At 43.4% G+C, this 14,090-nt stretch carries 13 protein-coding genes; 4 read left to right on the forward strand and 9 right to left on the reverse strand.

The window, feature by feature from the left end:
* Positions 1 to 179: 179 nt before the first annotated feature.
* Positions 180 to 1,292, reverse strand: a complete 1,113-nt coding sequence (locus tag HUN01_RS06010) for an alkene reductase (protein ID WP_181930505.1) — start codon at positions 1,290 to 1,292, stop codon at positions 180 to 182.
* Between HUN01_RS06010 and HUN01_RS06015 the strand changes: the two genes are divergently transcribed.
* Positions 1,276 to 1,479 (forward strand): hypothetical protein, encoded by a 204-nt coding sequence (locus HUN01_RS06015; protein ID WP_181930506.1) that lies wholly within the window; start codon positions 1,276 to 1,278, stop codon positions 1,477 to 1,479. The genes HUN01_RS06010 and HUN01_RS06015 overlap by 17 nt on opposite strands.
* Here HUN01_RS06015 and HUN01_RS06020 read toward each other — a convergent pair.
* Positions 1,460 to 2,254 (reverse strand): SDR family NAD(P)-dependent oxidoreductase, encoded by a 795-nt coding sequence (locus HUN01_RS06020; RefSeq protein ID WP_181930507.1) that lies wholly within the window; start codon positions 2,252 to 2,254, stop codon positions 1,460 to 1,462. The two genes, HUN01_RS06015 and HUN01_RS06020, sit on opposite strands and share 20 nt — an antisense overlap.
* Before the next feature lie 140 nt (positions 2,255 to 2,394).
* A complete protein-coding gene (trxA, locus tag HUN01_RS06025; RefSeq protein WP_012412473.1) occupies positions 2,395 to 2,718 on the reverse strand; it encodes a thioredoxin in 324 nt (107 codons plus the stop codon).
* A gap of 80 nt (positions 2,719 to 2,798) precedes the next feature.
* Here trxA and HUN01_RS06030 point away from each other — a divergent pair, with 80 nt between their 5' ends.
* Positions 2,799 to 3,149, forward strand: coding sequence for an ArsR/SmtB family transcription factor (locus HUN01_RS06030; protein WP_181930508.1), 351 nt, complete (start codon positions 2,799 to 2,801; stop codon positions 3,147 to 3,149).
* A gap of 190 nt (positions 3,150 to 3,339) precedes the next feature.
* Here the strand turns inward: HUN01_RS06030 and HUN01_RS06035 are convergent, their stop codons facing one another.
* The 3 genes from HUN01_RS06035 to HUN01_RS06045 form a co-directional block, all read right to left on the reverse strand.
* The gene (locus HUN01_RS06035) at positions 3,340 to 4,119 is read right to left on the reverse strand and encodes a nucleotidyl transferase AbiEii/AbiGii toxin family protein (RefSeq protein ID WP_181930509.1); all 780 of its coding nucleotides are present in this window, start codon (positions 4,117 to 4,119) and stop codon (positions 3,340 to 3,342) included.
* A complete protein-coding gene (locus HUN01_RS06040; protein ID WP_181930510.1) occupies positions 4,116 to 4,352 on the reverse strand; it encodes a hypothetical protein in 237 nt (78 codons plus the stop codon). Before HUN01_RS06040 ends, HUN01_RS06035 begins: the two co-directional genes overlap by 4 nt.
* Positions 4,353 to 4,485: 133 nt before the next feature.
* The gene (locus HUN01_RS06045) at positions 4,486 to 5,718 is read right to left on the reverse strand and encodes a glycosyltransferase (RefSeq protein WP_181930511.1); all 1,233 of its coding nucleotides are present in this window, start codon (positions 5,716 to 5,718) and stop codon (positions 4,486 to 4,488) included.
* A 122-nt stretch (positions 5,719 to 5,840) separates the two neighbouring features.
* On the opposite strand from HUN01_RS06045, the gene shc reads away from it, so the two are divergent.
* On the forward strand, positions 5,841 to 7,754 hold the full coding sequence (shc, locus tag HUN01_RS06050) for a squalene--hopene cyclase (RefSeq protein ID WP_181932578.1): 1,914 nt from the start codon (positions 5,841 to 5,843) through the stop codon (positions 7,752 to 7,754).
* Between the two features lie 182 nt (positions 7,755 to 7,936).
* On the opposite strand, the gene HUN01_RS06055 is transcribed toward shc, so the two are convergent.
* Positions 7,937 to 9,955, reverse strand: coding sequence for an AAA-like domain-containing protein (locus HUN01_RS06055; protein ID WP_181930512.1), 2,019 nt, complete (start codon positions 9,953 to 9,955; stop codon positions 7,937 to 7,939).
* Between the two features lie 491 nt (positions 9,956 to 10,446).
* On the opposite strand from HUN01_RS06055, the gene HUN01_RS06060 reads away from it, so the two are divergent.
* A complete protein-coding gene (locus HUN01_RS06060) occupies positions 10,447 to 11,997 on the forward strand; it encodes a sensor histidine kinase (RefSeq protein ID WP_181930513.1) in 1,551 nt (516 codons plus the stop codon).
* A gap of 51 nt (positions 11,998 to 12,048) precedes the next feature.
* Here HUN01_RS06060 and HUN01_RS06065 read toward each other — a convergent pair whose 3' ends face one another.
* Positions 12,049 to 13,674 (reverse strand): PRC-barrel domain-containing protein, encoded by a 1,626-nt coding sequence (locus HUN01_RS06065; RefSeq protein WP_181930514.1) that lies wholly within the window; start codon positions 13,672 to 13,674, stop codon positions 12,049 to 12,051.
* Positions 13,675 to 13,887, reverse strand: a complete 213-nt coding sequence (locus HUN01_RS06070) for a hypothetical protein (protein ID WP_181930515.1) — start codon at positions 13,885 to 13,887, stop codon at positions 13,675 to 13,677. It abuts the gene before it with no gap.
* Positions 13,888 to 14,090: the final 203 nt, after the last annotated feature.

Below are 14,090 nucleotides of genomic sequence, written 5' to 3' on the forward strand. Positions count from 1 at the left end.
TTTTGCACCCCCACCAAATCGTAGATTTGGTGGTTTTCAATCAGTCGCGGGTCTGAATTCCCGACTGATTTATTCTGACTCCTGAATTCTTCTTCAATTCTTGTTTCAGAACAAACAACTTGGCTACACCCATATAAGACACAGCCATAAAGTCATAATTACGAATTACGAATTACGAATTACGCTTTAGCTACCGCCTCATTAGCAGCCGACCAAAATGGGTAATCTGTGTATCCCTTTTCATCGCCACCATAAAAGGTTGCTTGATTAGGTTCATTTAGTGGCGCATTTAAAGCCAAGCGTCGGGGTAAATCAGGATTTGATATAAATAATGTGCCAAAGGCAACTAAATCTGCTGCTTTGTTTGCCAGTACAGCATCGCCTTTTTCACGCGTATAACCACCATTGACGATGAGTGTACCTGTAAAGCGATCGCGTATGTGACTAGTGGGTACAATTATCCCGCCATGTCTGATGTCTGCTTCTGTGGCTTCATAAAGATGCAGATATGCCAAATTAAACTGGTTCAATGCTTGAGCCGCATAACCGAATGTCTCTAGGGGATTGGAATCACCCATATCGTTAAAAGTTCCACTGGGAGAAAAACGTACTCCTACCCGATTAGAATCCCACACACTAGTTACCGCCTCCGTCACCTCCAACAAGAATTGAGTCCGATTCTCAATGGAACCCCCATATTTATCTGTACGTTGATTGGTGCGATCGCGGAGAAACTGATCTATTAAATAACCATTAGCTGAGTGAATTTCCACTCCATCAAAGCCAGCAGCTAAAGCATTTGCCGCTCCCTGACGGTACTGTTCGACTATCTGCGGTATTTCTGAAGTTTCTAAAGCACGGGGAGTAACAAAGGGTTTTGGTCCCTCATAGGTTGCAGCCTCACCTTTCGCAGCGATCGCAGAAGGCGCCACAGGTAAAGCTCCATTCGGTTGTAAGTCTGGGTGAGAAATTCTGCCTACATGCCATAGTTGCAGAAAAATTCTTCCTCCCTCCTGATGTACTGCATCAGTTACTAACTTCCATCCTTCCACCTGTTCTGATGAATGAATTCCTGGTGTCGCTGGGTAGCCCTGTCCTTCAGGAGTTACCTGTGATGCTTCTGCAATAATCAGTCCAGCAGAAGCACGTTGAGCGTAGTAAGTAGCATTAAGTTGGTGTGGTACGTTTCCCTCACTTGCCCTGTTTCGGGTTAAGGGTGCCATCACTATCCGATTAGGTAGTTCCAGATTCCCTAATTGACAAGGAGAGAATAAGTTGATATCAGTTGTCATTGGTTATATCTCCAAATTATTTTTACTCATTGGGAATTGGGCATTGGGCATTGGGCATTGGGCATTGGGCATTGGGCATGGGGCATTGGGAATTGGGAATTGGGCATTAGCTATTTCCCTTGTCTGTCTATTCCTCATTCCCCATGCCCCATGCCCCATGCCCCACACTAAACAATCGACCGAATAACGCCACCATCTACCCGCAAAGCTGCACCATTTGTTGCTGATGCTAGCGGACTAGAAAGGTAAACTACGATCGCTGCTACTTCTTCATTAGTTGCAAAGCGTTTGATTAAGGAACTTGGACGCACATTCTGAAAAAACTCAGCCTCAACTTCCGTTGGACTAATCCCACGTTCCTGCGCCAGGTTGATAATAAACTCTTCAACGCCCTCTGAGCGGGTTGGCCCTGGTAGGACTGAGTTGACTGTGACTCCAGTCCCAATAGTCATTTCTGCTAGACCTCTTGCAATGGCTAGTTGCGCTGTCTTAGTTGTGCCATAGTGAATCATTTCTACTGGGATCTGAATAGCAGATTCACTGGAGATAAAAATTATCCGCCCCCAGTTTTGCTCTAGCTGCTTTCGCAGATATTGCCGACTCAAACGGACTCCACTGAGGACGTTAACCTCAAATATATTTAACCAGTCTTCATCAGTAATATCAAAGAAGGTTTTTGGCTCATAAATACCGACATTGTTTATGAGGATATCAACGTGAGGAACCTCTTGAAAGAGTTTCTCTACCCCTGATGCAGTGGCTGCGTCAGCAACAACACCAGAAACTTTTGCGTCCGGTGTACTTTGCTTAATTTTAGCGATCGCTTGGGTTACTCTTTCTTCAGACCGACCGTTGACAATTACTGATGCACCTTCTTGAGCTAGCCCAAGAGCGATCGCAAAACCAATACCTGCGGTTGAGCCACTCACCAGTGCGGATTTACCCTGTAATTTCAAGTCCATTTCGCTCTTTCCCCGTTAGTTGAAACAGAATGATCTGGGAGTGGGGAGTGGGGACTGGGGAGCAGAGGGGCAGAGGGGCAGAGGAGCAAATGCCCAATGCCCAATGCCCAATGCCCAATTCCCTATGCCCCTAACTTAAATTAAAGATGCTGTGCTAAGGTCTTATTCAAGGTAGTTTTTGGGACTGCCCCTACGACAGTATCGACCTGGCGACCTCCCTTAAAAACCATCAGCGTCGGAATGCTGCGAATTCCATAATGGCTGGCGACAGTAGGATTTTGATCTGTGTTCAGCTTCACAAATTTTACCTGTCCTTCGTATTCCGCAGCAACTTCATCGACGACTGGGCCAACCATCCGGCAAGGGCCGCACCACGGTGCCCAAAAGTCCACTAAGACCGGAATTTCACTTTCCAAAACTTCTTGCTTGAATGTGGCTTCTGTGACGTTTGTAATGGATGACATAAATTGCCTTCCTAATTAATTCTATAATTCGATAATATCGAATAATAAAAATATATGCCACCTGATGAGATAATGCAACTATGAAATTCCTTTATCATCCAGATAGAAAAAATATTTCTTTACCGGGCGTGTTGTATGCATTGGGCGATCCGGTGCGGCTAGAGATTGTGCGCCTGTTGGCGACTGAGGGGGAACAATGTTGTGCGAGGTTTGATTTTGCGATCGCTAAGTCTACCATGTCCAATCACTTCAAGATTTTGCGAGAGTCGGGGATAGTCTTTACACGGAAGGAAGGGACACATCACATTAACATCCTGCGGCGTGAAGATTTAGAGATGCTGTTTCCAGGGCTGCTGGATGCGGTATTGAAAGCCGCTCAACCATTGCCTGTTGTCCCTGCGAGTGCTAAACAAACAGCTTCAAGGATTTAGGGCATTGGGCATTGGGCATGGGGCATTGGGCATGGGGCATTGGGCATGGGGCATTGGGCATGGGGCATTGGGCAGAATAGTTCCGAGTTCCGTTAGCTGTAGCGGGGCGTTGAGCCAGTGATGAGTAGAAAAAGTAAGATTCCCTACTCAGCACTCATGACTCAGCACTCAGCACTCTTGAGCTACCTGTTTAAGAATCTTCTTGTTTTCTAATTTGTGTTTCTAAATCAGCAAAGATATCATGTTCTTCTCGAAAAACTCTTGGGGTGTGAGATAAACCTAAATCTGTAGAAAGTAAATCAATACCGTCGATAATTTTGGGTATCTGAGCTTGATCGACTTGTAGACCGAGAAAGCATTTCTCCCTGTAATCCGGTCTTCCCTGAAATAGTTCGATCGCTCTTTTCAAAGGGCGCATAACCTGATAGGCTTTTTCAGCCTTCTCAATTGATGCTTGAGGGATTGAAGATTGCAGCCTAAGAATTGCTAGATCGATTAAATCTCTTGCCTCTACGCTGTCATCCGCGTAACGGTCAGAATTTGATAGCAGCTTAGAGGTAAAACAGTCATTAAGGCTTAAGCAAGGAACGAGTGACCACTTCGGATATCTTGGTGGGTCTACTTGAAAACGAGTTTCGGCAATAATTTCCGTTTTAATCGGCACATCATCCACAAAAACGATCATCCGAATTCCATATTGGTCAGTTGTACTGCGTCCAACTTGGATTTTACTTAAATCCCGAAATAATGCTTCATGCCCACTCTCAAAGACTACTGTCCGCAGATACTTATAGCCTTCTGTACCAACAGAAGCAATAAAATCAACGTCCTTACTCCAGCGATATTCTTCAAACTCAAATGCAAGAAGGGTTCCGCCACCGAAGTAAGCAGAACCCTTCCTAAGTATGTCCGAATCTAAAGATTCAAGAACTGTGAGAATTTGATTATGGTGTTCAAACCTAAAGGTCATAAACAAACTTGCAACCAGGATTTATAGCGTCTGGCGAGTTCCTGAAGAAAATTGAGTTCTTCACCTTCAAGATTATTAAATAGATTGTGATACTGCCAGCCACGCTCATAGCGACTCAGCATTTGTTCTGGAGTAAAGCGATAGACATCGGCTGTCTGCCAACAAATTGATTCCAGAAAAGGCAGCTTTTCGGGGACAATAACAGGATTATGTGTTGGTGTTGCGGTTGTCATAAATCTTTTATTGAACCTCGCATGACTAAAAGTCACGAGTGTGCGGCTTGCAGAAATCAACGACTTCCGGCTTATTTTAATTTTAGCTTTCGCGCCTTATATTTGGCCACTGTAATTTGAGAAGGACAAGTCACTATAAATTATCTGGATTGGTGTAAACTCTTCCTTTCCAAGCGCCGCCGCGTCCTTGCCAGTGACGTAGTGCTGAGTCTAGAGTCATCAGGGTATAGAGAAAAGCGATCGCAGGTAAGCTAAAAGCTAACCAGGGAGAACATTTATAAAATCGGATCGTGGGGTAGTAAGCCAACGCCATTAACAGCCATCCAAATAAACCTGTAAGTGCGATCGCCCAATTACTCCAAACTGCACCCAGAATTACACACACAGGTGGAACTAGATAAATCAGAGGCATTCCTACTAAAGTTCCCAATAGTAGTAATGGAGAATAATTCAGTTGGGTATAGGCAGTACGAGCAACCATATCCCAAATCGTCGCCAGCGAGTCATAGGGACGCAAACTGCGAGTCAAGCTACTCAATCCTAGCCAGATACGTCCTTGATTGGGCATGGGGTATGGGGCATTGGGCATTGGGAATGGGGTATTTTCCTTATCTCCTCTGCTTTTCTTAACAGCCTGAGCTAGGGCGCAATCATCAATTAAAGCTTTGCGAATGACTTGAATACCCCCAATTCGCTCTAAAGCTTCACGGGCGATCAGAATAGATCCCCCAGCGGCGGCGGCTGTGGGATTGTTGGGATTATTCACCCAGCGGAAGGGATAGAGTTTTTGGAAGAAAAAGACGAAAGCTGGAATCAAAAGTTTTTCCCAAAAGCTTTCACACCTAAGTCGCACCATTACCGAAACCAGGTCTAAATCTTCCTGCACAGCTTTAGCAACCAGTCGGCGAAGATTAGCAGGATCATGTTCGATATCTGCGTCAGTTAGCAAAAAATAATCAGGTGCGAGTTTACTAGCGCTTTTTATACCTTGTTCAACTGCCCAAAGTTTACCCGACCAACCAGGAGGCAGTGATTCACCAGTGATAATATGCAACTGCTGGGGTTTACCTACAGCGTGTGCAACTCCTTCGGCAAAATTTGCTGTCCGGTCTGTGCTGCGATCGTCTACCAAAAAAACGTTGAAAGAACCAGGATAATCTTGGAGAAGGAGCGATCGCAAACTAGTTGGTATCAATTCAGCTTCGTTACGCGCCGGAACGACGGCACAAACCACAGGTAAAGATTGTAGCTGAGTTTCTGTAACCTCTAATTGTTGGTCTGTCCGCCAAAATTGTCCCCAAAAACACAGTAATCCTAACCAAATTGTCAAGGATAAGAGCATCAATCCTAATACAATTACATCCATGACCTATTGCAAATTTTCAGCGACTCAGACAGAATACTATGTCTACTGAATATAGGAAAAATTTTTTTATCGGATTGTCGTATTCAAAACTAGTGTTGGGTGTTGAGGTTAAATAGTATTTGATGCAAACACAAGACAGGGTAAAAGTCAATCAAGTCGCAGATGCGATCGCAGCCAGTCAAGAATATCTGCTTTCGATTCAAAATTCGGCAGGTTACTGGTGGGCTGAGTTGGAATCGAATGTCACCATCACTGCTGAAGCCGTCCTCCTCCATAAGATTTGGGGAACAGACCAAACCAGACCTTTACACAAAGTTGAAGCATATCTGCGTCAAGAGCAACGAGAGCATGGCGGTTGGGAACTTTATTATGGTGATGGCGGAGAACTTAGCACCTCAGTTGAAGCCTACATGGCGCTGAGGCTGCTAGGTGTACCAGCAAACGATCCGGCGATGATTCGGGCGCAAGCCTTTATTCTCCAACGCGGTGGGATCAGCAAAACTCGGATTTTTACCAAGTTGCATCTAGCCTTGATTGGCTGCTACAACTGGCGCGGTATTCCCTCGCTACCACCTTGGATAATGCTGTTGCCAAAAGCTTTTCCTGTCAATATCTACGAGATGTCTAGCTGGGCGCGTTCTAGTACTGTGCCGTTGCTGATTGTATGCGATCGCAAACCTGTTTTTATCACCGATCCAACTATCAACCTAGATGAACTATACGCTGAAGGTGTTGATCGAGTCCGGTGGGAATTACCCCAAAGTGGCGACTGGACAGATTTATTCCTCACCCTTGATCAGGGCTTCAAGTTGGCAGAAAGCCTGAATTTAGTACCCTTCCGTGAAGAAGGCATCAAAGCCGCCGAAAAATGGATTTTAGAGCGCCAAGAAGCTACAGGCGACTGGGGCGGCATTATACCGGCGATGCTGAATTCAATGTTAGCTTTGCGGTGTCTGGACTATGACCGAAGCGATCCCATTGTGGAACGAGGTTTGCAAGCAATTGATAACTTTGCCATTGAAACAGAAGATAGCTACCGGGTACAGCCTTGTGTTTCACCAGTTTGGGATACAGCTTGGGCGATGCGTGCTTTGATAGAATCTGGCTTTGCACCAGATCATCCGGCTGTGGTTCAGGCTGGAGAATGGTTATTACAAAAACAAATTTTGGATTACGGTGATTGGGCTGTAAAAAATCGCCAGGGAAAACCAGGGGCTTGGGCTTTTGAGTTTGACAATCGCTTTTATCCCGATGTAGACGACTCGGCTGTAGTGGTGATGGCGCTACATTTAGCGAAACTTCCCAATGAAAAAATCAAGCAAGCTGCGATCGCTCGGGCCTTAAACTGGATTGCATCTATGCAATGTAAACCAGGCGGGTGGGCTGCTTTTGATTTAGATAACGATCAAGATTGGCTCAACTCCATCCCTTATGGCGATTTGAAAGCCATGATCGATCCAAACACCGCAGATGTTACGGCTAGAGTACTAGAAATGCTTGGTGCTTGTGATTTGTCAATTGATAGTGATAGTTTAGAGCGATCGCTAACTTATCTTCTGCGCGAACAAGAAACTGAAGGCTGTTGGTTTGGTCGTTGGGGTGTAAATTATATCTATGGTACAAGTGGCGTTTTGTCAGCCTTAGCATTAATTGACCCTCAAAGGCATAAACTCAGTATAGAACGGGGAGCAGCTTGGTTAGTTGGATGTCAAAACCCAGATGGTGGTTGGGGCGAGACTTGCCGCAGCTATGATGATCCCAGTCTCAAAGGCAAAGGAAATAGTACTGCATCTCAAACTGCTTGGGCCTTAATTGGGTTGATCGCAGCAGGTGAAGCTACTGGGAAATTAGCTCTTGAGGTGATTGAACGGGGAATTAGCTATTTAGTGGCAACTCAAAAGCCTGATGGTACTTGGTTTGAGGCGGACTTTACAGGCACAGGCTTCCCTTGCCATTTTTATCTCAAGTATCATCTGTATCAACAATACTTTCCTTTAATAGCTTTAGGTCGCTATCAAGCATTAACGAGGGAGTAGGGAGTAGGGAGTAGGGAGTAGGGATGTGAGTATTTTCGATTCGCGTCTGAATAATCGGCGTTTTTGCACCCCCACTAAATTGAAAAATGCCCAATGCCCAATGCCCAATGCCCAATGCCCCAAGCGACGGGGCAACTATCCCTGCTCCACCCATAAGGGGATGGAGTTTCCCGTCGCTTTCATTAAACTACAACGCGATCGCGTCCTTTTCTTTTTGCTTTATAGAGTGCTTCCTCGGCAGCATTAACTAAAGTAGCAGGCTCAGTTTCTATTGCCGGAATAACACTAGCCACTCCTAAACTCACAGTTAAAACAGCAGCAGGTAAACCACCAATGCTAGGATACTCACACTTAATCCCTAAAGCTTTTACTTGATCTCGAATATGTTCGGCAATGTCCATTGCAACCGTAATCTCTACTTGAGCAAGAATGGCGAATTCTTCACCACCGTAACGAGCCACTAACACTCTACTGCTTTCTTCTCTAAAATCTCCTCTCTGGGAAATCACAAAAGCACTAGCAGTAGAAGAAATCATGCTCTTACTGTATGAAAAACTGCTATTATTTGGTGAGTGGTTGATGCAGTTACAGATAGTATTAGCGATTTGCCGTAAACACTCATCTCCTGCCGAATTTCCGTAAGTTTTATTATAAATTTTAAAATAGTCAATATCGCACAAAATCAGTGATATGGGAGTGCTTTGACGAGCGGATCTTTGCCACTCAATTTGTAGGTAGGTTTGAAAGTAGCGGCGATTAACTAATTGAGTTAGTTCATCTAAGCTAGAGAGGACAAACAACTGTTGATTTTCTTGTTTCAACCGTTCAACATAACTATTGTTGAAATGCTCACTTTTTTTCAGATATTGTCGGAAATATAAACGATATAATTCACACGCAGGAGTACTGCGTAGGCGTAGCCCGTCGTTGACATCGCCTTCTAAATTAATTAACCCTATACTCTGTAATTTATATGCCAATGCTGGCTCTAATTTCACATAACTTGTAGTATTAATTACTTCATAAAAAGCATTTCCCAATTCTGGCTCATCTCGTAGTGCTAACACATACTGCTTTAAATAATCGTGATAAATTCCGGCTTCTGTGGTTGCTTGTTGCAATAGCTGTCTTAAATCCCGTTGTAATCCACCTTTACCCACAAAGTGATACAGTGCCAATCGCACTAAATAAGGATTTCCTCCCACCATTGCCATCAAACTGTCGGCATCTTTACCATCTGTCCAATCCAAACCGTGACGTTGGGCTAAATCCTGCACCTGCTCTTTGGTAAAGGGAGGTAAATTAATTGTTAAACCAATATTAAACGGCGATTGAGTCAGTTTTGTGGGAATCAGAATTTCCGTTGAATAAACCAGAACCAGACGCAGCTTTTGCCAAATTTCTACCCTTTTGGCTTGTTCATGCCACGATCGCACTAACGGTAAAAATTCTCCAGCTATTTCCTGATACTCAAACACCCAATCCACTTCATTTAATACCAAAACAAGGGGACTTGAGAGTGCAGGCAGTAAATATTGTTGGAAATAGATAGAGCAGCTGACTTTGCTACCCATATCTTCGTGCCAATAATCATTGAGTTTTGGTTCTAGCTGTAACTCCCGACTGACGTTGGCACATAACCAGCGCAAAAATTTATCCAAACTGGCAAAAACTGCTTTATCTGCTTGCTGAAAGTCCAAAGTTACGGTGTGAAAGCCTTGTTTCTTAGCGCGTGCAAGTAACCGGAGAACCAGAGAGCTTTTCCCCATCTTCTTGGGTGCTTTGATGCAAATGACACTCCCAGCTTCAGCCATTTCTGCGTAAGCAAGTTCTTCAATTGGCGGGCGAGAGATGTAAAATCTGGAATTAAGGGATACTGACCCACTAGGAAATTCTAAGGATATCGCCGTAGCTGCTCGGTTGAATTCTTTAACTAACTGCTGATGTGCTTTGCTGAGATGATGATTTTCTAGAGTCTGACGGAAATTGGACTTATTTATCGGTTCTTTGGATAAACAGCTTAATAATTGCCATAAATGAGCAGCAATTTTCTTGACACGTTCTTCGCCGTAGTCAGCTTCACAGGCTATATTGGCATAGGTTTTTCCTTCCCACGAAGAACGCAATATCAACTCTTGGAGTGTCGTTAAACCGTTTGCTTGACTGGCTTTTAGTAGCAATACTATTTCATCTATAGTCATTACTCATTAACTCTAATTCAGCATGACGTTTTCTCACACCATTAAACTTTGCAACTCAATCTACCCTGCTTTGTATAGAGAGCAGCCAGTCTTGGTCAAAAAAGCTACAGATAAGCCTTGGCAATTTTTTGTATCCTTAAAAATTTGACGTGACTTAATCATAGAATTTTTTTTACAAAAATTTCCGAGTTTTTAGGTAATTTTATGTGATTTGAACTACTTTTTTTCGACATATCTTAGAATGTAGATGCACACAATGTAGCTATTTTTTTTTCTAAAAAATTGCCATTGCGATCGCAACACAGGTTACATTCGTCTGTTTACCTTTTTCTAAATTCCATCCCAGTTGATGATATGGGCTGATATATCTCTGAACCTAAGTTACAGCCCGATAAAACCAAGTAGACGATTTGTCCGTAACAGGATCGTCAGGGTGCTAAGACAGCGTAGAGAGAGAGCTACAGGATATCTTCCTCATCGTACCAGCAGCTATGCATATCGAAGAACCCACTACCCATGAACCGGAAGTTCCATTGTCAGTAAAAGATTCGCCGAGTTTGCCAGAACCAAAAGACTTATCTCAAGAAAATTTAGATGCTTGTCAATACTCACAAGCCGCCTTACAAATGGCATTAATCGCCAGTGGCTTGGGGTTGTGGGATTGGAATCTCATAACTGACAAAACCTATTATGATCCTCAGTGGAAGCACATTCTGGGATATGAAGTAGACGAAATCGACAACGATTATAAATCCTTTGAGCAACTTATACATCCACAAGATTTACCCAGAATTCGCCAGGTATTGCACGATTATCTCCAAGGATGCACACCAGTGTTTGAAGTTGAATTCAGAATGTTGACCAAATCCGGGGAGTGGAAGTGGATTCTGACTTGTGGCAAAGTATTTCAGTGGGATAAATCCGGGAAACCAGTGCGGATGGCGGGGACGCACAAGGATATTACTCAGGATAAGGCGATGTCTACGACGGGCTGCGCCTACGCTACTCAACAATACCAACAATTTGAACAACTCCAAAGAGAAATTGCCCAACGCCAATCTACCGAAGACCAAATTAGGGAAAAATCACAGCAGCTAGAAACTACCCTTGATGAACTCAAATATACCCAAAAGCAGTTATTGCAAAACCAGAAAATGGCTAATCTCGGTCAACTGGTGGCGGATATGGCTAACGAAATTAACAACCCGGTTAGCTTCATCTACGGCAATCTCCATCCCGCCAGTCAATATGCTGAAGACTTAATCAGAATCATAGAACTTTACCAACATCACTATCCCACACCCAGCCCAGTCATTGCCTTACATCTGCAACACCTCGACCTTAGTTTTGTGAAAACAGACTTTTTAAAATTGTTGTGGTCAATGCGAGCTGGCTCTGAGCGCGTCAAAGAAATTGTTTTCGCCTTGCAGAATTTTTCAAGCTCCGACGAAGGTCAAATGAAAAAGGTTGACCTGCATAAAGGAATTGATAGTGTTCTGAGAATTTTACAGCATCGTCTGAAAGAAAAACCTGATAGAGCCGGGATTGAAGTAATTAAAACTTTTGGTGAATTACCCTTAATCGAATGTTACCCTGGTGAACTAAATCAGGTATTTATGAATATCTTAACTAATGCTATTGATGCCTTAGAAGAGAGGATGAAACATGATTATTCTTTTACTCCCAAAATTTTGATTAATACAGAAATTGTTAGCAGTCATTTATCATTGGTCAATAGTAATGAACCTTGGGTAAATGATAAACGACTAGGAAAAAAACACAAAATTATAATTCGCATTTTTGACAATGGCAAAGGGATACTTCCCCATATCCAAAGACATATATTTGAACCATTTTTTACGACCAAACCAGTAGGCAAAGGTCAAGGATTAGGGCTATCAATTAGTCGGCAAATTATAGTTGAAAAACATCAAGGTAAACTGAAGTGTAATTCTCAATTAGGTCAAGGTACAGAGTTGGTCATTGAAATGAATACAACAGCAAGACACTATGCCGCTATGAGAAAACACGCCAGCTTTTAGGTAATATTTAAGAAATCTATCAACACGAGCGTTGCCAACAGCATCGGTTGTTCATTTTACCCCATTACCATGATGCGCCAAGGCTGCCATTCCATATTCTGAAGCACGTAACTCCTGATCAGAGATTTGTGGCTCCTTGGTATAGACCGAACTCAGTAAGATATTCAGAACTCCACTTTCTTCAGCTTGACTAACAGCGCGATGTGTAATCAATTCACCTACATTCAGAATCACGTTGTCTTCTGGGTCAAGAATGACACGGGTAACTGGACGACCCAGAGCTTGTTCAATCCGTTGCTTCTTCATTGCTCGTGTGCCGCGTCCTTGTAAGTTTTCTGCCTTCGCTTTCAAGGCTTGCCAAAAAGTGTTGAGATTCTCTTGAGCAATACTTGCCCCGTCGCGCAGTTGAACTTTGTTTTCTAACCATCTGTCACTTGCGGTAGAACCGACTGCCGTTGCCAGAGTCAGACCGACAGCGTTCAGCAATTCTGCTTCTTTACCGTAAGTCTGGGCCCGATCAAGAAGGGATTCCGTTACAATTTGCCCAGATGCCGCAATAATTAAGCCATCGTTGGCACGCACTGTTTGTACGACTCTACGCCCTCTTGCCTGCTGGATCGCCACATGTCCTACTAGCGAATCAAGCGAGTGACGCAGATTAGCGGCGCTACTGTGAGTTAGGCTCCCAATTCGATTGCTAGTAGATTCTGTTGCTGCTTGCAAATTGCGACTGATATTGACAGTCAGACTGCCACCCGTAGCTCGATAGAGTTCATCAAGGATACCCATGCGATCAGCCGCTTCTGCATCGACTAGCGTCACTTCCTGCCCCTGTAGTAGCAGTACATTCCCGTCTGGAGTCAGCACATCCCGCTCAACATACTTGCCAATCACATATACCTTTTGCTCGGCAGGATCAACCAAATTGTTTGTTAGGGAAGCAGTTGCATCTCGATTGAGGTCTTGCAGTTTGCTGCTAGTGGCATCAGTTACAGCTTGCAATTGCTCACCTGCATTCTGACTTGCTTCCTGTAGCACACGGTTCATACTCTCTACTGAGCTTTGCATCTGCTCATTCACAGTTTGAGATGCTGTTTGTAGTCTGCGATTGGTAGTCTCAGCTGATTCCTGTAATCTATCTCCAGTTGCCTGAACTGCTCCTCGGATACCACCGATCTGTTCTTCCATCATTTGAGAGGTTTCTGGAGGTACAAAGGCAACATCATAACCAATTTTCAGGGCTTCACGAGCAGGAACGAACGATCGCCCTGAGTAAGCATCGGCAAATACACCACCAGAAACTTCGTATCCTTCCACCAGTCCACTATGCTCATCGAAGAACAAATCGACCAATCCACCAAGGTCAAGTCCCTCAGTAGTCAGAATTCTCTTTTTTCTCAGCACAATATTTTGGTGCAGAATCTCTTTAATTGCAGGGACACGATGTGCTTTAACAACAGATTCTTTCGAGTTAACTACAATCGCATCTAACCCAATCGCTTGCACTTCTTCCAGAGGAATCACTTTTGCATCTCGAAATAGTCCTTTTTCTGCAACGAGAAAACCCAAAAGTTGATTGCGTTTCTGGTCAAAAATTAAATCTATAATTCGGACAACTTTCTCGCCTGTGTCGTAGGTAACGACAACTTTATCTATAACATCACTACCTTTACGCATTTATCTATCCCTTCTATATTGATTTTCTTGTTCAATCACTTGTTCGTTGGTTACTTGACCTTTAAGCTGAAAATATCGTCCCTCTCTACCAAAACTGGGAACGAGATCAATCATGCCAAAGTATTCGAGTAATACCCCAAATATGGCAACAAGGATGATTAAAACAGTTGTATTTGCTCCATTATTAGAGCGTTTTCCTATGAGTCTAGGCATTGTATTTCATTATTTATTATTGTTTTTTCTTATCGTAAACATTGCTATAAATGTTATACAAGAAATTTATATCATTAAATTTAGTTAATATGTTTATTTATTGGTATATACCTTACTTTAGATACTCTTGTTGAATCAAAAGATTCAAAGGGCATCTTTCCAAAGATAGATTTTTTAGTTAGTTCTTATTAATCTCTTATATC

Origin of the sequence: Nostoc edaphicum CCNP1411 (assembly GCF_014023275.1) — a bacterium.
Taxonomy (GTDB): domain Bacteria; phylum Cyanobacteriota; class Cyanobacteriia; order Cyanobacteriales; family Nostocaceae; genus Nostoc; species Nostoc edaphicum_A.